A 20,375-nucleotide genomic window follows, 5' to 3' on the forward strand; every position below is an offset into this window, starting at 1 on the left:
TGGCTATGACTCTATAAAAAATGGCTTACTCATCGTAAATGAGTAAGCCAAAAGATAGTCACAAAATGGTTAAGCGTTAACTGATTTTCACACCTCTACAAATTCGGATTCAACCACTTCTCAGCAGTTTTCATATCCCAGCCTTTACGCTCCGCATAGCTCTCTAACTGGTCACGACTGATTTTACCGACGTTGAAATATTCACTGTCAGGGTGTGAGTAATAGAAGCCGCTGACCGACGACGCAGGCCACATCGCATAGCTTTCGGTCAAGGTTGTACCGATGGCATCGACTGTACCCAGCCAGTCAAACAATTTGCCTTTTTCCGTGTGTTCAGGACAGGCAGGATAGCCGGGCGCTGGACGGATACCGACGTATTTTTCTTTAATCATCTCATCATTGGTGAGTGACTCAGTCGGCTGATAGCCCCAATAGTCTTTTCGAATCAGCTCGTGCAAGTGCTCAGCAAAGGCTTCTGCCAATCGATCAGACAAGGCTTGTACCATGATGGCATTATAATCATCACCCGCCGCTTTATACTTTTCTGCCAATGCTTCTGTGCCGACGATGGAGACGGTAAAGCCGCCCAAGTAATCATTATAGGCATCCGAAGGCGAGATAAAGTCCGCCAAGCTCAAGTTCGGCTTGCCGCTAGATTTGTCGCTTTGCTGGCGTAAGTGCTCAAACTGATGGGTTGGGTTGCCACCCTTGCCCCCATCAAACGCAGCATCATTGTCATAGACCGTGACGGTGTCTGCACCAGTACGACGGGCGGGCATGAGTTTAAACACGCCTTTGGCCACGATTAACTTTTCATCGATCATTTTTTGTAGCATGTCTTCTGCATTGGCAAACAGATCGCGTGCCGCTTCGCCCACCACGTCATCTTGCAAGATCTTTGGGTATTTACCCGTCAGGCCCCAAGAGATAAAGAATGGTGTCCAGTCAATATAAGGGAGGAGGTTGGTGATGGGATAGTCGTCAAATATCACTTGTCCGAGGGTATTTGGGACAGGCGGTACATAGTTTTCCCAATCATACTGAAAGCCAATCTTAACCGACTCAGCATAGGTCAACTTGGCCGCTTTCGGTTGACGCTTGGCCAGACGCTCACGTACTTTGACATACTCTTCGCGTGTCTCATCGATAAGCGCTTGACGGTGCTCTTTTGATAGCAGTTTGGTCACCACGCCGACTGAGCGCGAGGCGTCTGAGACATAGATCACACCATCGTTTTGGTATTGTGGCTCGACTTTGACAGCGGTATGGGCTTTTGAGGTGGTGGCACCGCCAATCATTAGCGGTAAGGTCATGCCGCGCTCTTGCATTTGTTTGGCGACGTAGACCATCTCATCAAGACTTGGGGTAATCAAGCCTGATAGACCGATGATATCGACTTTTTCTTTGATGGCGGTATCGAGAATTTTTTCACAAGGCACCATCACGCCCAGATCAAGGATATCGTAACCATTACAGCCCAGTACCACGCCGACGATGTTTTTGCCGATATCATGCACGTCACCTTTGACCGTTGCCATCAGGACTTTACCTTTGACTTCACCCTCGACCTTTTCGGCTTCAATGTACGGGTTGAGCCAAGCGACCGATTGCTTCATGACGCGCGCCGATTTTACCACTTGCGGCAAAAACATTTTACCCGCGCCAAAGAGATCACCGACGATATTCATACCGTCCATGAGTGGTCCTTCGATGACCTCTAGCGGTTTGGGATATTTCTCCCACGCTTCTTTGGTATCGGCTTCGATAAAGGTGGTGATGCCTTTTACTAGCGCATGAGCAATACGCTCTTCTACCGTCCCTTCACGCCAGCTCATATCAACGGTGCTGTCTTTTTTCTTACCACCATCTTGATAATTTTCCGCGACAGTCATGAGACGCTCAGTCGCATCTTGCCCCGTGTCACCTTGATTGCGGTTCAGCATCACATCTTCGATGGCCTCACGCGCCTCGACAGGAATGTCATCGTACACTTCAAGCATGGCGGGATTAACGATACCCATGGTCAGACCGTTTTTGATCGCATGGTATAGGAACACAGAGTTGATCGCTTCACGGATAGGGTTACCACGGAAACTAAATGAGACGTTAGACACACCGCCCGACACCATAGCGTTCGGTAGGTTTTCAGTGATCCAGCGCGTGGCATTGATAAAGTCAGCGCCATAGTTGTTGTGCTCGGTGATACCCGTTGCGACCGCAAAAATATTGGGATCAAAGATAATGTCCTCGCTAGGAAACCCCACTTCATTGACCAACACATCATAGCTGCGCTGACAAATCTGAATTTTACGCTCGTAGGTATCGGCTTGACCATCTTCATCAAAGGCCATGACAATCACAGCCGCGCCATAACGCATACATAACTTAGCGCGTTCGACGAACTCAGCATGGCCTTCTTTTAAGGAGATGGAGTTGACGACAGATTTGCCTTGTGTGCGTTTGAGGCCTTCTTCAATGATGTCCCATTTAGATGAGTCAATCATCAAGGGGACACGGCTGATGTCAGGCTCACCTGAGACCAGATTAACAAAATGGATCATCGCTTGCTTAGAATCAAGCATGCCCTCATCCATGTTGATATCGACGATTTGCGCGCCGCCCTCGACCTGATCACGAGCGACATCGAGCGCCTCAAGATAGGCTTCGGTTTTAATCAAACGCAAGAACTTCTTTGACCCAGTGACGTTGGTACGCTCACCCACGTTGACAAACAAACTCTCAGGCGTGATGGTAAAAGGTTCAAGTCCTGATAGACGGCAGGCAGGCGGTATCTCAGGAATGACGCGAGGCGGATAGTTCGCCACCATGTTGGCAATCTGGCGAATGTGCTCAGGCGTCGTACCACAGCAGCCGCCGACGATATTTAAGATACCAGCCTTGGCAAAACCTTCGAGTAGGGCAGCCGTTTCCTCAGCAGTCTCATCGTACTCCCCAAACTCATTGGGCAGACCGGCATTTGGATGCGCAGAGACAAAAGTGTCCGCGATGTTTGACAGCGTCTGAATGTGTGGACGCAGCGCATCGGCCCCCAGCGCACAGTTAAAACCCACAGATAATGGTTTGGCATGGCGGACAGAGTTATAAAACGCCTCAGCCGTTTGACCTGATAGGGTTCGACCCGAGGCATCGGTAATCGTCCCTGAGATCATAATTGGTAATTCAAAGCCGATATCATCAAACACACCAGTGATCGCAAATATCGCCGCCTTGGCATTGAGCGTATCAAAGATGGTTTCAATCAAGATAATATCCACGCCGCCTTCTATGAGTGCCAAGGTCGCTTCACGGTAATTTAGCACCAGCTCATCAAAGGTAATATTACGAAAAGCAGGATCGTTGACATCAGGCGACAGCGAACACGTGCGCGAAGTTGGACCCACGACACCAGCCACAAAGCGCGGCTTATCAGGCGTTTTGGCGGTAAACGCATCCGCCGCCGCACGTGCAATGTTGGCCGCCGTCTTATTCAGCTCGGGCACCAGATATTCCATATCGTAGTCGGCCATCGATAGGCGCGTACCGTTAAAGCTGTTGGTCTCAATGATATCTGCCCCAGCCGCCAGATGATCGTGATGAATCTCTTTAATCATGTGCGGCTGCGAGAGTACCAGCAGATCGTTATTGCCCCTGACGTCTTGACTGATATCTGCAAAACGCTCACCACGATAATCCGCTTCTTCCAACTTGTAAGTTTGAATCTGGGTACCCATCGCGCCATCTAACATCAAAATTCTTGAGGTCATCTGCTCAGTGATGCGGGCACGTGCCGTCAGTTGTTTTTCTTTATAAGGAAATACAGCAGGCGGCGTTAGCACAAAGCCGTCAGTAGAGTGTGATGAGCTAGGAGTGGTATCAGTTTGAGAGGAAGTCTGTGAAGTCGTTGTTTGAGTCATAGGAGTGCTGCTTATATCGTCAATATTATAAAAGGAGGGAATAACAAATAGGGTGCAAAATTTTATAAAAGGCGTCGGCAAATCCAGATTATTTTAGCATGAAAATCATATAGTACGCCGGATAGTCCTTATTCCTCTTTGGGAATTTGATAAACCTGATGTCAGTTTAATGACGAACGGGCATGGCATCAAAGTCTATGGCATAAAATGGTTTGGCACAAATGAATATCATTTCGCTAAAAGATTACAGAAAGCTTTGCTTTTATAAATGAAAGCCAACGGGCATTCGTAAAAGTCAGACAAGGTTTACACCGATACTACAAAAAATAGCGGAAAGAGGAATTGATAAAACGGCTTTATATGTTAATTTAATTTCAGAAGAGTTGGTTTTTTATAAGTAATACTTACTAGTAAATGTTAATGATTGCTATTCGCTATTTTTCAGTATAAATCAATAACAGCCAAGCAAGTAGGGACTTTAGAAAACCAATTTGATCTGTAAGTCAGTAAGATCGTAGTCAAAAAATAATTAATCATTAAGGACAATGTTATGAAAATTAGTAAAATTGCTACCATCGGTACATTAGCGGTTTCAATCGCAGGTCTAAGCGCTTGTAATAATATGATGCCTCATGAGACCGCACATATGAAAGCGCCTATGCACAGTCAATCGATGGCAAAAATGAACGTGGTACAAGTTGCCCAAAGTAACGCTGATTTCTCATTGCTCGTAGAAGCGATACAAGCAGCTGGTCTAACGGGTGCGCTTGCCAATCCAAATGCCAATTACACCATATTTGCCCCAACCAACGCCGCCTTTGTGCAAGCTCTGCAAGAAACAGGGATGACGAAAGCGCAGCTGTTTGCCAATAAGCCATTGCTAACCAAAATCTTAGGTTACCACGTGATCAACGGTGATATGGCGATGTATGCCAAAGACGTGAAGCCAGGCAACGTCATGACTCTGAGCAACGACACATTAATGGTGACCAGCCAAGGCAACTTGATGGATGAAAACGGTCGTACGACGAACATCATAAAAACCGACATCGCGGCTAATAACGGTGTGGTACACGTCATTGACAGAGTATTACTACCGAAATAAGGGTAAGTAAAAACTTTGGTTGTTGGGAGTAGGAAACGAGCCCCTGATTACTTTATACAACGAATATGACACGACGAAGCTGGTCTAAGTACTGGCTATCGTCTTTTTTAACCTAAGGGTCAGACAGTGGTCATTGTTCAGGCGGTATTGTTTTCGATGCCCACTCTCTAGTGGTACACGTGATTAATACAGTGATACTACCTAAGTAAGCATCAATCTAAAAGTAATAAGTTACACTCATAGTGATTGGTATAACAGGTTTGAGGTAGTTGGCACTGGCTAACCTGCCATGCTTGCCATTAATAAAATATTTACTGTTATATTCATTGGTTACATACATACATTCATTAAGAGACACTATTTATTTAGCAAAATTATTTGTTCAATCAATAGTCTAATCATTCATTTATAAGGAAATACTCATGTTAAAGAAGAACGTACTATCTATCGCCGTTGTTACTGCTGCCATGTCGTTGGCGGCCTGTAATGACACTGAAACTGTCGCAGATCCTGTGGAGCCTGAAGTCACTACTGAAGAAGTGGTGGTAGTAGATCCAGTGGTTGAGGCTGAACCAATGGTGGAAGCTGAGCCAATGGCTGAAACTGACGTAGTCGGGACGCAAACCATTGGCGAGATGGCAGCGAGCAATGAAGATCTAACCATTCTTACGGCTGCACTACAAGCCGCTGGACTAGATACAATGCTGATGGCTGATGACAAATACACGGTATTTGCCCCTACTGATGAGGCGTTTGCTGCTTTATTAACCAAACTGGACATGACCAAAGAAGAGCTATTGGCTGATGAAGCGACGCTAAAAAGCGTCCTGCCTTATCACGTCGTTCCTATGGTCGTGACAGCGTCTGATATCCCTTATGGCACTGATATCGAAACGGCAAATGGCCAAGCCTTCATGATTAGTGAAGATAATGTGATCACTGATGCGAGTGGCAATACGGCCAATATCGTTGGCACAGACATGATGGCAACCAATGGTGTGGTCCATGTAATCGATACCGTACTATTACCAAAATAAGCCTGTGTAAACGATTGCTATAATTTGCAGATGTTACCTAAAGAGCCTAGCGATGAGCTGGGCTTTTTTGTGCTTGATTATTGTCCATAGGCCTCTCAGGAATGGAGCCGCAGAGACATTAGAAGCGCGCTTAGCATGGGCAGCCATACCTAGTGAGGAGGTATCAATGAGAGACTGCCGATTTAACGCCACATTTCACTTTTTCATGCTTTGGCTTTACGCATTCAACGTTCAAAATGAAAAAAGCCCGAGACGATGGCCTCGGGCTTTTGCTTAAGATACTTATTTAGCAACCGTTGTCGTGATTACTTACGCTCTTTACGTAGTGGGTCAGCCGCCAGTCTTTGTTGCTCTAGTAGATGACGCTCTTCCCAATAAGGCGCATTTTTGATACCGAATTTTGCAGGATCAAAACTGTAGCGTGCAACGCCAGCTTTACGCTGTGCTTCATAATCTTTAAGCATAGTGAGTGTTGGACGTGCCACGATAAAGATGACCAAGATACCAACAATATTGAGCCATGCCATGAGGCCAACACCAATATCACCAATAGCCCAAATGTAACCCGCTGAGTTTAGACCACCGTAGGCAACCATCACCATGATGAGGACTTTAACTAAGAATAAGCCCGTCTTATTGGCACCGCGACTGAGAAAGCGAGTCAAGTAAGCCACGTTCACTTCAGCGATGTAGTAGTAGGCCAAGATAGTCGTAAAGGCAAAGAAGAATACAGCCACCGCGATAAAGGTATTACCAAAACCACCGTATACAGATTCCATTGCCATTTGCGTAAATGCAGGCGCGTTGATCTCAGTGGTAGCAGCGACATTCTGTACGATGAATTGACCGTCTGGTAGCGTACCTTGGATATTATAAGTACCCATCGTCAAGATCATAAAGGCAGTAGCAGAACATACTAGCAATGTATCAACATACACTGAGAATGCCTGTACCAGACCTTGCTGTGATGGATGCTCAACTTCAGCAGCAGCAGCAGCGTGAGGGCCTGTCCCTTGACCTGCTTCGTTTGAGTAAATACCACGTTTGACACCCCAACCAATAGCCGCACCGAAACCTGCTTGTGCCGTAAAGGCATCGCTAATGATGAGACCGAATACTTGTGGAATCATGTCAAAGTTAGTGAACATAATGATGAGGGCTAGCACGATATAGCCTAACGCCATAAAAGGGACGGCAAACTCAGTAAAGGTTGCAATACGTTTAATACCACCAAAGATGATGATACCTAAAACCACTAGGATGATAGCTAGAGCGACCAAACGCATAGAACCGACTTCTAATGCGCCGATACTCATGACAGTGCCTTCACCCATTACCTGTGCGAACGCATTGATCACGCCGTTGGCCTGAACGCCTGGCAAGAACATACCACAAGACAAGATTGAGGCGATGGCAAAGAGGATACCGTACCATTTTTGACCAAGGGCACGCTCAAAATAATACGCAGGGCCACCGCGGTACTCGCCAGTGACCGTGTCTTTTTCTTTATAAATCTGTGCAAGTGTCGACTCAACGTAAGCCGTAGATGCGCCTAAGAAGGCCACGATCCACATCCAAAACACCGCACCCGGACCACCAAAGCCGATAGCCGCAGCAACACCTGCGATGTTACCCATACCCACACGGCCTGCGAGTGAGACGGCAAGTGCCTGAAATGATGAAATACCTTGTTGGCTGGACTTACCAGTGAAGAGCAATTTGATCATTTCACCGAATAAACGCACTTGTACAAAGCGCGTCAGAATGGAATAGAACAGGCCCGCGCCCAAACACAGATAGATCAGTGCGGGGCTCCAGATAATTCCGTTTACTAAGTTAACTAAACCTTCCATATGTATATTCCTAGTACTGTCTCAAAGTGGCTCTGTATGCTAGGAGTAAGCTAACTGGTTAACTTACTTATTTAAGTTAAGCAGTTAAATTAGCTACATTGACTTATATATCAGATAAGTCTCATACGCGCTTAGCCACTAAGAATGGACTGTAGTTGTCTGTATTTATCCGCTTAGCTCATCAGCAACATTGACGGTTTGCATAACACCTACTGACGCCAATATTTCTATCAGCGACATTTGCCACGCTTTTGCTGTCTTTATTACTGGTGCATCTTATTATCACATCATAAATAAGATAAGTTATAAGTAGACCAGCGGATAAAATAGGCGGCTAATCATTAAATACTGATCGTATTTAACTTGTTATGAGCCGTACCGATTGATGACAGGACGGGCGTGGATGATTGAATCTGTGAGCAACTGTCTAATAATTGATTGACACTTTTATACATCAATCAACGATTGGCTAGTACTAATCAAACGATAAGTCCACTACCAAATGTATTCAAACCGTACGGCTACGTAACTGCAATTTGCCATATTTTTTTACCAATTACTAGAATTTTCTTTGTACATAACCATATATATTCTTTTTGCGTGAGGTGGTCACTGTCATAAATAACGCTAACGTGGGGGCATATAACGCTGCTAGGTGTGGCAAGACCGCCTACTAAAAAATGTATCACCTAATGAGAACGCTAACGTTGTCACGGCTTTTACCACGCTCTATCTATGAATAGTAAGGGACGGAAAGCGGCATCAAAATAAGGGTTTGCGGTTGTTTTTTGGTAACGGTGAATTGTAAAAGTGCCGTTATCACGCCATTATTGTTAGGATAACTTATAGGCTATAAACCTGAGTATAACTTGAGCGTATGATTAGTATTTAATCCGCCAGCGCTTGTGTTTTGCATCTGCACTTATGTTTATATTTTTTGAATAAAAATACAGCCCCACAGAACGTTACTGACAGTAGTCAGGAGTTTCAGTAGTCAGGCGTTCTGAAAACAAGATTAAAAGCTGTGACTGGTTATTTGTTATTTATCATCATTAGGAGAGACATCGATGACGCGTCAATCAATTGTAAAACCCATGTTGCTTGCAGCAGTATTAGCAACTTCTACTGTTGGTCTAAGCGGTTGTGGCTATAATAACCTTCAAGCCCAAGACGAGCAGGTGACGGCGTCGTGGTCAGAAGTGGTCAACCAGTATCAACGCCGTTCTGACTTGGTGCCAAACTTAGTCAAAGTGGTACAGCAGTATGCGGAGCAAGAACAAGAGGTGTTTACTCAAGTGGCTGAGGCTCGCTCACGTGCTGGCAGTATCACCGTGACGCCTGAGGTACTCAATGATCCAGAAGCGATGGAGCGTTATGCGGCTGCGCAAGAACAAATGACGGGGGCGTTATCACGTCTGATGGCAGTGTCTGAGCGATATCCTGAGCTAAAGTCAGATGCGTTGTTCCAAGATTTACAGGCACAGCTCGAAGGCACTGAAAACCGGATTGCTGTCGCTCGTAACCGTTATATACAAGAAGTACAAGCTTACAATACCACTGTGCGCCAGTTCCCAACCAACATCACGGCGAAAGTGTTTGGTATGGATGCTAAGCCAAACTTTAGCGTGGCGAATGAAGAGGCTATCTCAACTGCGCCAAATGTCGACTTCGGTGATGATAACGCAGCGACAGCTGAGTAACCTTAATTAAATGCATGAGTAGCGAGGTATTTGCCTGGTTGCGGGTTTAGAGGGCACTGCCAGATTTGTTTTAAAGGTGTCGATAGTTATGAATGCCTATTAATTTAGTACCGATGTCACTTGAGGTGGTATAGAGTAGATGAATAATTCCAAAGCAATCTTATCAACATTGTTGTTCACCCTAAGCATGAGTAGTGCCTCTGTGCTGCATGCTGCGCCTGCTGACACGGCTATGGCGACAGAAAATAACCCCTCAAGCATACAAGACCGTAGCGTCGAGGATTTGGTGGCTATTGCCAAAGCCGGTGAGTCCAATGAAGCCATCAATGACGCTGTACTGGGTAATGATGCCATTAACCCAGCGGCGGCCAACAGTGAGGCCACCGCTGAGACCTCAGCAGCCACTCGCCCTTCTGTACAATCAAGCGCGCCTAGTGTCGATGCAGACAAACTGATATTAAATGAGCCAGTGATTGATCAGGCCAATATTTTAAACCCGCAAGAAAAACAGCGCTTGGAAGCACAGCTTAGAAATATCTACCAGCAAGGTCTGGCACAAGCGGCTGTTGTCATCGTACCGACGACAAATGGTCTGCCTATCTTTGACTATGCCTTGCAAGTGGCAGAAAAATGGCAGCTTGGCGATCAAGACATCGATGATGGTTTGTTAATTGTCGTTGCGGTCAATGACCGTGACATGTATATTTTAACGGGCTACGGCCTAGAGGGCGTCTTGCCAGATGCTGCGGTCAATCGTATCATTCGGGAAGAGATCACCCCGCTATTTAAACAGGACAACTATGGCGCTGGGATTTTAGCTGGGGTGGAGGCCTTAAAAGCGCGTCTGAGCGCTGACCCTGAGGTTTTGGCGCGTGCCGATGCGCAAGCGGCCGAACGTAGCCAAAATCCAAACGATGTCGGTGACAACTCATCACCCGTTTTTTTATTCGTCATGGCGATGATATTTGGTAGTTTCATTACCAGCATCTTTGGCCGCGTTTTTGGCTCGATCCTGACGGCCGGAGGTTTTTTTGCCGGTTCATTGGCACTCGGCGGCGGCTTTTTTATGACGCTGATTATGGCGATATTTATCTGGATGTTCCTGATTTCACGCGGTGGTGGTGGCAAAGGCGGCGGTAAAGGTGGTCGCAGAGGCGGCGGCATGATTTTCCTACCAGGCATGGGCGGCGGCGGTTTTGGCGGTGGTGGTTTCGGAGGCGGCGGCTTTGGCGGCGGTGGTGGTGGCTTTGGCGGCGGCGGTGCTGGCGGCTCGTGGTAGACCCATTCACTAAATGAACGTCAGTAATGACGTACTTGAGGAAATAATATAATGGCAGAAAACAGCGCTTCAAATTCCAGTTTTGCCCGCTGGTGGCGTCAAGTCTTGTTTGTCCCTTTATTGCATAGTAAGTGGCTGACAGCAGACGCCAAAGCACGTTTAACAGATAAAGTAACACGCGCTGAGCGTGGACATCGGGGTGAGGTGTTTTTGATTGTAGAAAACCATCTACCCATTCAAGAGGCCTATCACATCGGCTGCCGCGACCGTGCGATTGACTTGTTTAGTGAGTATCGAGTTTGGGATACCGAAGAAAACACCGGTGTTTTGATCTATGTCAATATTTGTGAGCATCAGCTAGAGATAGTCGCTGATCGTGGCATCAGCGCGCACGTCAGCCCAACGGTATGGCGAGCGATGTGTGAAAAAGCGCTATCAGGTATTGCGAATAAGAAAACAGAAGAAAGTTTGACTGAACTGTTAGATGAGGTGGGACAATTGCTGCGTCAGTACTATCATCTTGAGCACAATCCAGCTGGTAATGAGTTGTCTGATACGGTGGTGTTTTTGAAGTAAGTACTATGATTAGCTATTTCTATGAGTCTTCTTATTGATAAAGGGCACATTCATCGCGTTAAATGGTTTGCTTTTAGCCTATGGGGTTTTGTGGGTAATTCAAATATAATACGCGTCTAGCCACAGAAAATGACTGATGTGTGTCGCATTTAAGCCCATGTATCGTCTGCCTGTCTTGATAAAAAACACTACTGGAACACTATGATTGAGTTAATAAAGAAACTACCGAAAGCGGAACTGCATCTACATATTGAAGGCTCACTAGAACCTGAGCTGATGTTTCGATTGGCCAAAAAGAACGACGTAAAGATTCCTTATGAAAACATAGAAGATGTACGCAAGGCTTATAACTTCACCAATTTGCAAACCTTTTTAGACATTTACTATGCGGGTGCAAATGTTCTGCTCACCAAAGATGACTTTTATGATTTGACTTGGGAATACATTCTTAAATGTGTTGAGGACAATGTCATCCACACGGAGATCTTTTTTGATCCCCAGACACATACAGAAAGAGGCGTGCCTTTTGAGGCTGTAATAACGGGTATCAAAGAGGCACTTGCGGATGCTAAAGAAAAGTACGGCATCACCTCTTGTATTATTATGTGCTTTTTGCGTCATTTATCCCAAGAAGAGGCCTTTGAAACGTTAGAGCAAGCCTTGGCATTCAAAGACGACATCATTGGTGTTGGTCTTGATTCATCAGAGCTGGGCAATCCGCCATCGAAGTTTAAAGAGGTATTTAAAAAGGCCAAAGAAGAAGGCTTTAAATTGGTGGCCCATGCAGGTGAAGAGGCAGATTTTTCGTACATTTACGAAGCGTTAGATTTATTGAATATCAATAGAATCGATCATGGTGTGCAATCTATAAAAAGTCCAGAGCTGATGCAACGACTCAAAGATGAGCAAATGCCGCTGACCGTCTGCCCGAACTCAAATATCGAACTGAAAGTTTTTGAAACCTATAAAGAGCACAACATCAAAGAGCTGTTGGATTATGGTCTAAATATCAGTGTTAACTCAGACGATCCAGCGTACTTTAAAGGCTACGTCAATCAAAACTTTATCAACTTATATGAGAATCTACCGATCACGGAAGATGATGTCATAACCTTGGTGAAAAATTCTTTTCGTTCGGCATTTATAGATGATGAATTAAAAGAGGCGTATTTAGCGAAAGTTGATCTAGCGTTACAATAAGACCTGTTTGGATCGTGGTCTCGTACAAAGCTTAATGGTTGATACAAACCGTTAAGCCTTTTTTTTGGTCTGATAAAAAGTTAAACGAACTCAGCCCCTAAGCTAGTGTTAGATTTTATGATTCGTCACACAGCCATAATTATAACTCAGTGATTGCTTGTATGAGTGCTGGCATTATCACCCCCGCTTTTTCTGCTAACGTGATATCAACGACAGTATTGGGCGTCGGATTTGGATTTATTTCAATGATTTTAGCGCCATTGTGCTTTGCTAACTGGGCCAGTCCCGCAGCAGGATAAACGAGGCTTGAGGTACCAATACTGATAAACACTTCACAGCTAGCAGCGGCGTCCTCTGCCGTCTGCCATGCCTGTACGGGCAGCGCTTCCCCAAACCAAACGATATCTGGCCTGATATAACCGCCACAGTGCTGGCAAGTGATTAACGTATCAGTAAAATCTGTGTCATTCTCGCTATTAGATGAGCCTTCTGGGTTGCTTTGATAAGGTGCTTTACACTGACTACAACGATTACGCCACAGATTCCCATGCAGATGAGACACGGTACTGCCAGCTTGTTCATGTAAGTCATCGACATTTTGAGTGATGAGCGTTAACTGCTGATGGTTTGCTTTGATATGTTGCTGCCACTGGGCTAAGGCAACATGCGCGGGATTTGGCGTTTTATCCGCTACCAACTCTCTGCGCCATTGATACCACGACCATACCAGTTTTGGGTCGCGGGCGAACGCAGTTGGTGTGGCCAAGTCCTCTGCATGATAGTTTTCCCATAAGCCTGTTTGCTTATCTCGAAAAGTTGGAATACCGCTTTCTGCTGAAATTCCTGCCCCCGTTAAAACACAAATACGCTGTGCGGAAGCCAATAGTTTCGCTGCATCCTGTACTTCTGCTATTAACGCTGGTGTTAATTCTGCTAACATAAGCCAACCCTTGCTAATAATGGATACTCTTCTTATGATAGATGGAATTTGGTGGCTTGTCATATTTTTTGCCGTTATCGCCGCCTTATGGCTGGTGGCAAAGTCACGTGGGACAAAAGTAGGAGAGCAGAAGGGGCACACACAGTCAAAAAAAGATAAGTCTCATGATGGCTTACAGAAGACCTCTGCATTATTAAAAAAATATTTCCCTAATTATCGAGTGACCCGTAAGGCAAATCATTTATTACTGAGTAAGCAAGATAAAAAAATTGCCATGATCACCATTGATAGAAAGCTTGCCACAGGGCAGCGCCGTCTTGGTGATGTGCCAGTGATTAACTACCACCGTGTCCCTAGCCGCGCGCAACTAACGGCTAATTTGCAAGAGGCAGAATAAGCTCACGTTATAAGCAAAACATTTAAAAAGATAGGCGCACAGCAACAAACACAAATATCTTTAAAGACATATTTGCATAAGGGTGAGCAATGTAAGGTAGTGCTAGGGAAGGGTGAAATACGATGATTGGTGCGCTCGGCGGGAATCGAACCCACGACCCTCGGCTTCGGAAACCGATACTCTATCCAACTGAGCTACGAGCGCATCATAACAACGGCATCTTGTATTAAACAACATAACGCTTAAACGAGGTTATAAGCGGTATTAGGTGTCGAAAAATAAAGACCGCTTAGTCTAACAAATAAAAGTCATAAAGCCAATAAATGAAGACAAGGATTGATGTTTTTTAAGAAAAAACAGCATAGTCATGAAACAGGCATGGCAATTTACCTGCCTTTTCCCTTATAATGACAGGGAGAATTCATATTTATAATCACCGATTACAAGTGTGCTGACACGCGGGATGGCTGTTTGCTATTGATGACGAGAGGTCATTAAAGGAGGACAGACAGAATGTCCGAGCCGTGCCAGCCTTTGTACATGTAATAAGAGAACGTGACGAATGAGAAAAGTAGTTATGTTATCGGCAGCTGCCATTCTAGGAATCGCTAGTATCGCGGTGAGCCAAGCTGAAGATGTGGCAGGGCCTTCTGTCACTGTTACTGATGTAGCAGAAGCGCAGGAAGTGGTAGAAAATGTTCCTCAAAAGCTAGGTAATGATACCCAAGCTGCGGCAGTGACGACAGAGAGCGAAGTTTCTCCTGATGAAGCCGCACAAGTAGATGGCGCAGCCGTTGAAGAAACGGCCGCTGCAGCGCCTGCTGCTGAAGAAGAGTCCATTCCGCAAGATACACCGCAAGTACAAAAACTGATTGCTTTATACCCCAATCTAATCGCACGTATTCAGCCTGTTGCCAATGTGTGCTTTGAAGATGATGACGTTTGTGATGTGACACCACGTGCCGCTGGCCCATCAGCAGGTGACGGTCCTCGTGATGGTAAAGCTGTGTACAATGCTGTGTGTCAGACTTGCCATGGTGCAGGCTTACTTGGCTCTCCTATTTTTGGCGATGCTGGCGCTTGGGGACCACGTATAGCAAAAGGTAAAGACACGTTATATACCCATGCTATCAATGGTTTTAACGCCATGCCTGCAAAAGGTGGTGCTGATATCCCTGATGAAGAAGTCCAAAATGCGGTGGACTACATGATTGATGGAGCAAGCTAATAAAATTTGCGATGTCTGTCTGTACAGCGCCTATTTCATTTGATGAGATAGGCGCTTTTTTAATGGTAACTGTTATTAATATACGCCTTCCAAGCCGCTGCAGTTGAAATTTATCCTCAACAGCCTCATTTCATGACAGTATCTTTTCTAGATAGTAGAGTGTGTTAAATATTTCACGGCGCTTTTGTCAGTGTCGTCGTTGAATGTTCAACACGGCCTATTATTCTAAAACCATTTTTTATATAAGTTTATAACAAATAAAGAGGTCTTCATGTCTGAGGTACCAGCACTTTCTATCCAGAACTTATCCAAAACCTACGACAATGGGTTTTCGGCGCTCAAGGATGTCAGTTTGACCGTCCCCCAAGGGGGGTTTTTTGCATTACTTGGGCCAAATGGTGCCGGTAAGTCAACGATGATTGGCATTATCAGCTCATTGTTTAAGCCCACCACAGGCAGCGTGAAGATTTTTGGCACCGACCTGCTAGAAAACCCCTCCATTGCCAAGCAATATCTAGGCGTGGTGCCGCAAGAATTTAATTTTAATCAGTTTGAAAAAGTACAAGATATCTTGATCACCCAAGCGGGTTATTTTGGTATTCCTGCCAAAGAAGCGCGCCCACGGGCGAAGCGGCTACTGACAGCGCTTGGTCTATGGGATAAGCGTGACAACAAATCACGTGAGTTATCAGGTGGTATGAAGCGCCGTTTGATGATTGCTAGGGCTTTGATTCATAAGCCCAAGCTGTTGATTCTTGATGAGCCAACCGCTGGGGTTGATATCGAGCTGCGCCGTTCTATGTGGGAGTTTATGCAGCAGATTAATATTGAAGAAAAGACCACTATCATTCTGACCACTCACTATCTTGAAGAAGCCGAGCAGTTATGTAAGCGCATTGCTATTTTGGATCATGGTGAAATTCGTATCAATACAGAGATGAAAGACTTATTGGCGCAGTTATCCGTTGAAACATTTGTTTTTGACTTAAATACACCGCTCACACGTCAGCTGGCTTTGACAGGAGTGACGGGGATAGCACAACCAGATGATCAGACGCTTGAAGTCACCTTGACAGAAGGTGAGTCGTTAAACGGTGTCTTTGATCAGCTGTCTGAGCAGGACATCAGTGTGGCGAGTATGCGCAACAAAGCCAATCGACTAGAAGAGCTGTTTATGCGTTTAGTAGATAAAAATATTCAAAGTACAGATAGTATGAAGGAGGCAGGGTTATGAGTCAGGAACTGATAGATCGCAATAAAACGGATCTTAGCAAAACCATGTCATGGAGTAAGAAGTGGATCGCTTTTCGTACTATTTGGTTTAAAGAGATTCGTCGAATCCTACGTATTTGGCCACAGACCTTGCTGCCGCCCGTTATCACAATGAGCCTATATTTTGTCATCTTTGGTAAGATGATTGGCTCACGTGTGGGTGAGATGGGCGGTGTACCGTATATGCAGTTTATCGTGCCTGGCTTGATTATGATGTCTATCATTACCAACAGCTACTCAAACGTGGTTTCAAGCTTTTTTAGTGCCAAGTTTACAGCCAGCATCGAGGAGCTTTTGGTCTCACCAGTCTCTAAGCATGCGATCTTGATGGGTTATATCAGTGGTGGTATCTTTCGTGGACTGGCCATTGGTGTCATTGTCTCAATAGTGGCGCTGTTCTTTACTGATCTTGGTATCGAGCATTTATTCGTGACGGTGTTTACTGTACTTGGCACCTCTATTTTGTTTTCACTTGGCGGTTTTATCAATGCCGTATTTGCTCGCTCATTTGATGATATTTCTATCATTCCAAGCTTTGTGCTCACGCCACTGACCTATCTTGGCGGAGTGTTTTATTCACTAGAAAACTTGTCACCATTTTGGCAAAATATTTCGCTTTTGAACCCGATTGTCTATATGGTCAACGCATTTCGTTACGGTATTTTAGGTTATTCTGATGTAAACGTTTGGTATTCAATGGTCGCTATTTTTGTCTTTTGTGCGATATTTTATACGATTGCCTATCGTCTGCTGAGTAATGGTTCACGCGTGCGTTTGTAAGGTTTTTGGGCCAAAAGCCAGTGTGACTCATGTAAGATTTGGGTCAAGGTACTCTCTATCGGACTGATTCGTAAAAGTCAGAGTACCATAATTTTTTAACGGTTTAATATTAGGAAGGTAAATGAGTATTCACGGCATCTTGGGTGAGCAAACCACCGACTATCCAACCACGTATAGCCCAGAGACGCTATATCCTATTGCACGCAGTATGGGACGTGACGCTATTGGCTGGCAAACAGATAAGTTAACGGTGGGTGTTGATTGGTGGCAGGCTTTTGAGATGTCGTGGCTTAACACACAAGGCGTCTCGCAGGTCGCTATCGCACGCTTTAGTATTCCTGCCAGCTCGCCATTTATCGTAGAGTCCAAGTCACTTAAGCTATATCTGAATAGTATTAATTTTACTGAGTTTGCCAGCTGGGACGACGTACAAGCGTTGATAACTAAAGACTTGTCCGCCTGTTTGCAAGCACAGGTGCAGGTCGCGCTGTTTGGCTTAAATGAGGATCTAAATGACAACGCATCCGGGCTGTTAATTGCCCAGCCTGAAGGGGTTTGTATTGATGATGCGTTGTCAGACAGCACTGACAAAATCGCATTAACTGAGCACCCTGATGCGTCGTTGCTGCGTCATCATGACACACAAAGCAGTACGAGTGCAGTAAGAGACAGTAGCCAGCCTTATGCGTTCTACTCCAATCTACTGCGGAGTAACTGCCCTGTGACCAATCAGCCAGATTGGGGCACATTAGCCGTTTCGATAAGGAGTGAACACCCCATCAGTGAAGCCAATATGCTGCGTTATATATTGAGTTTTCGTCAGCATAATGGGTTTCATGAGCAGTGCGTTGAGCAGATATTTGCTGATTTGAGCAGATGCTATGCGCCAAGTGAGCTGATGGTGCGCGCCTGGTATACACGCCGCGGTGGTATCGATATCAATCCTTGCCGCGTTAGCGATATAAGCTTGCTGCCTAAGCCTAGCCGTTTGATTCGCCAATAAATAAGCACTTGTAAGGTGGGTTGTAAGTAAAACAGATACGATCAGCTTTATTAATAAAAAAGCGCCTATCTCTTCAGTGAGATAGGCGCTTTTGCTTGAGCGGTCTGTATTAAAAGGGCTACTTGCCGCTGACTTTTGCCAATACGTCTTCACGGCTTAGCATTTGCTTCTCGGTTTCGCGGCGATTGACGTACTCGTACTTGTCTTCTGCCAGATTGCGGTCAGAGACGACAATACGATGCGGAATACCAATCAATTCTAGATCTGCAAACTTAACGCCTGGGCGCTCGTTACGATCGTCAAGTAGCACATTGACACCTTGAGCTTTTAGCTCTTCGTAGAGTGCCGTTGCCGTTTGCATGACCGTTTCTTCTTTTGACTTCATCGGTATGATGGCCACTTCAAAAGGTGCAATAGAGTCCTCAACGGTCGGCGTGGTTGGCCACATGATCCCGTTTTCATCGTTGTTTTGCTCGATGGCAGCGGCAATAATACGGCTGACGCCAATACCATAACAGCCCATCATGAGAGTGACGGGCTTGCCGTCTTCACCCGATACCGTACAGTTCATCGCTTGTGAGTACTTATCACCCAACTGGAAAATGTGACCCACTTCGATACCGCGTTTGATTTTTAGGCTGCCTTTACCATCGGGAGAAGGGTCGCCTTCTTGTACATTACGCACATCAACGATGCGAGTAATGCGCGTATCGCGTGCCCAGTTCATACCGATGGTATGCTTATTGACTTCATTAGCACCGCAGACAAAGTCTGACAAGGCGGCGGCCGAGCGATCAACGAACACAGGCATGTCTAAGTCAACACCAATGTAGCCTTTATGCAGGCCAGCTGCCTTTAGCTCTTCATCTGAGGCGAGCGTTAATGGTACGTTGGCTTCTTCGATTTTTTCAGCCTTGATGGTGTTGAGCTGATGGTCACCGCGCAATACGACAGCGATCAGTTGTGGCTCATCGGCTTCGGTATGACCATGTACGATCAAGGTTTTAACCGTGGTCGCAAGTGGGATATCCAAATGCTCAGCAACCATTTTACAGCTGGTCATGCCTTCTGTTAAGACGTCTTCACGCTCCATTCTAGGCGGCTGACGCTCAGCTGTGCTCACAGACTCCGCCAGCTCAACGTTGGCTGCATAGTCAGATGAGTCAGAGAAGGCAATGTCATCTTCGCCGCTATCCGCCAATACATGGAACTCATGTGAGGCAAAACCGCCGATAGAGCCTGTGTCTGCTTGTACCGCGCGGAAATCCAAACCCAAGCGGGTAAAGATGCGGGTATAGGCGTCATACATGTCATGATAAGTCTTAGCCAATGATGCTTGATCAAGATGGAACGAATAGGCGTCTTTCATGGTGAACTCGCGAGCACGCATCACCCCAAAGCGCGGACGAATCTCATCACGGAACTTGCCTTGAATTTGAAAGAAAGTTATCGGCAGCTGCTTATAGCTACGTAGCTCACCTTGAGCAAGATTGGTGATAACCTCTTCGTGAGTGGGACCAAGCACGAAATCACGATCATGACGGTCTTTAAAGCGAAGTAGCTCAGGACCATAATCGTCAAAACGTCCCGTCGTCTGCCAAAGCTCTGCAGGTTGGGTCATGGGCATCAGCACTTCTTGCGCGCCGACATTTTGCATCTCTTCACGAACAATACGTTCGACTTTTTGTAAGACGCGCAGCCCCATGGGCAACCAAATATATAACCCAGAAGCGATTTTGCGAATGAGGCCGGCACGCACCATCAACTGGCTTGAGGCGATGTCGGCATCACTTGGGGTTTCTTTTAGTGTGGCAAATAAAAATTGACTGGCTTTCATAAATAAAGCGTAACCTTATCAACGATAAAAAAATAAGAAATAGTAGGATGTTGAGCGTATGGCTAATCGTTTCATGGCCGCCGCAAGCTTACCTTTATCACTTAGCAATAATCTAGGGTGTGTCCTAGAGACTAAAATGCTTGTAAAAAAGCACATAAGTAAACCGCTCTTATAAAAGAGGGAAAGTTATGATTGACATATCAATATATCGAGCGGTTGAATGGGTAATTTCAGGCTAAAATCCTGATAAGTAT

General features: G+C 45.6%; 15 protein-coding genes and 1 tRNA gene. 11 read left to right on the forward strand and 5 right to left on the reverse strand.

The window, feature by feature from the left end; all coding sequences use genetic code 11:
- Positions 1-95: 95 nt before the first annotated feature.
- Positions 96-3,794, reverse strand: a complete 3,699-nt coding sequence (gene metH / locus JFC06_RS10985; RefSeq protein ID WP_406947922.1) for a methionine synthase — start codon at positions 3,792-3,794, stop codon at positions 96-98.
- Between the two features lie 670 nt (positions 3,795-4,464).
- Between metH and JFC06_RS10990 the strand changes: the two genes are divergently transcribed.
- Together JFC06_RS10990 and JFC06_RS10995 are read left to right on the forward strand one after the other, a co-directional pair.
- Positions 4,465-5,019, forward strand: coding sequence for a fasciclin domain-containing protein (locus JFC06_RS10990; RefSeq protein ID WP_198335079.1), 555 nt, complete (start codon positions 4,465-4,467; stop codon positions 5,017-5,019).
- A 422-nt stretch (positions 5,020-5,441) separates the two neighbouring features.
- On the forward strand, positions 5,442-6,056 hold the full coding sequence (locus tag JFC06_RS10995; RefSeq protein ID WP_198335080.1) for a fasciclin domain-containing protein: 615 nt from the start codon (positions 5,442-5,444) through the stop codon (positions 6,054-6,056).
- A gap of 305 nt (positions 6,057-6,361) precedes the next feature.
- Here the strand turns inward: JFC06_RS10995 and JFC06_RS11000 are convergent, their stop codons facing one another.
- The gene (locus tag JFC06_RS11000) at positions 6,362-7,909 is read right to left on the reverse strand and encodes an alanine/glycine:cation symporter family protein (protein WP_193005727.1); all 1,548 of its coding nucleotides are present in this window, start codon (positions 7,907-7,909) and stop codon (positions 6,362-6,364) included.
- A 1,067-nt stretch (positions 7,910-8,976) separates the two neighbouring features.
- Here JFC06_RS11000 and JFC06_RS11005 point away from each other — a divergent pair.
- The 4 genes from JFC06_RS11005 (at position 8,977) to JFC06_RS11020 (ending at position 12,664) form a co-directional block, all read left to right on the forward strand.
- On the forward strand, positions 8,977-9,609 hold the full coding sequence (locus JFC06_RS11005; RefSeq protein ID WP_198335081.1) for a LemA family protein: 633 nt from the start codon (positions 8,977-8,979) through the stop codon (positions 9,607-9,609).
- A 139-nt stretch (positions 9,610-9,748) separates the two neighbouring features.
- Positions 9,749-10,888, forward strand: a complete 1,140-nt coding sequence (locus JFC06_RS11010) for a TPM domain-containing protein (RefSeq protein ID WP_198335082.1) — start codon at positions 9,749-9,751, stop codon at positions 10,886-10,888.
- 51 nt (positions 10,889-10,939) lie between these two features.
- Positions 10,940-11,464 (forward strand): TPM domain-containing protein, encoded by a 525-nt coding sequence (locus tag JFC06_RS11015; RefSeq protein ID WP_198335083.1) that lies wholly within the window; start codon positions 10,940-10,942, stop codon positions 11,462-11,464.
- Positions 11,465-11,665: 201 nt separating this feature from the next.
- Positions 11,666-12,664: an adenosine deaminase gene (locus tag JFC06_RS11020; RefSeq protein WP_198335084.1), complete on the forward strand. Its 999-nt coding sequence runs from the start codon at positions 11,666-11,668 to the stop codon at positions 12,662-12,664.
- 139 nt (positions 12,665-12,803) lie between these two features.
- On the opposite strand, the gene JFC06_RS11025 is transcribed toward JFC06_RS11020, so the two are convergent.
- Positions 12,804-13,604, reverse strand: a complete 801-nt coding sequence (locus tag JFC06_RS11025; RefSeq protein ID WP_198335085.1) for an SIR2 family NAD-dependent protein deacylase — start codon at positions 13,602-13,604, stop codon at positions 12,804-12,806.
- A 34-nt stretch (positions 13,605-13,638) separates the two neighbouring features.
- Here JFC06_RS11025 and JFC06_RS11030 point away from each other — a divergent pair, with 34 nt between their 5' ends.
- The gene (locus JFC06_RS11030) at positions 13,639-14,001 is read left to right on the forward strand and encodes a hypothetical protein (protein ID WP_198335086.1); all 363 of its coding nucleotides are present in this window, start codon (positions 13,639-13,641) and stop codon (positions 13,999-14,001) included.
- Positions 14,002-14,128: 127 nt separating this feature from the next.
- Here JFC06_RS11030 and JFC06_RS11035 read toward each other — a convergent pair.
- Positions 14,129-14,205, reverse strand: a tRNA-Arg gene (locus JFC06_RS11035).
- Positions 14,206-14,563: 358 nt separating this feature from the next.
- Between JFC06_RS11035 and JFC06_RS11040 the strand changes: the two genes are divergently transcribed.
- The 4 genes from JFC06_RS11040 (at position 14,564) to queF (ending at position 18,284) form a co-directional block, all read left to right on the forward strand.
- Positions 14,564-15,229 (forward strand): c-type cytochrome, encoded by a 666-nt coding sequence (locus JFC06_RS11040; protein ID WP_198335087.1) that lies wholly within the window; start codon positions 14,564-14,566, stop codon positions 15,227-15,229.
- 271 nt (positions 15,230-15,500) lie between these two features.
- Complete coding sequence (locus JFC06_RS11045; RefSeq protein ID WP_198335088.1) at positions 15,501-16,463, forward strand: ABC transporter ATP-binding protein; 963 nt, start codon at positions 15,501-15,503, stop codon at positions 16,461-16,463.
- Between the two features lie 44 nt (positions 16,464-16,507).
- Positions 16,508-17,281, forward strand: a complete 774-nt coding sequence (locus JFC06_RS11050; RefSeq protein WP_198335099.1) for an ABC transporter permease — start codon at positions 16,508-16,510, stop codon at positions 17,279-17,281.
- Positions 17,282-17,402: 121 nt separating this feature from the next.
- Positions 17,403-18,284 (forward strand): NADPH-dependent 7-cyano-7-deazaguanine reductase QueF, encoded by an 882-nt coding sequence (gene queF / locus JFC06_RS11055; protein ID WP_198335089.1) that lies wholly within the window; start codon positions 17,403-17,405, stop codon positions 18,282-18,284.
- Between the two features lie 118 nt (positions 18,285-18,402).
- Here queF and JFC06_RS11060 read toward each other — a convergent pair whose 3' ends face one another.
- Entirely contained in the window at positions 18,403-20,121 is a 1,719-nt protein-coding gene (locus JFC06_RS11060; RefSeq protein ID WP_193006068.1) for a proline--tRNA ligase, read from the reverse strand.
- Positions 20,122-20,375: the final 254 nt, after the last annotated feature.

Source organism: Psychrobacter namhaensis (assembly GCF_016107545.1).
Lineage (GTDB): Bacteria > Pseudomonadota > Gammaproteobacteria > Pseudomonadales > Moraxellaceae > Psychrobacter > Psychrobacter namhaensis.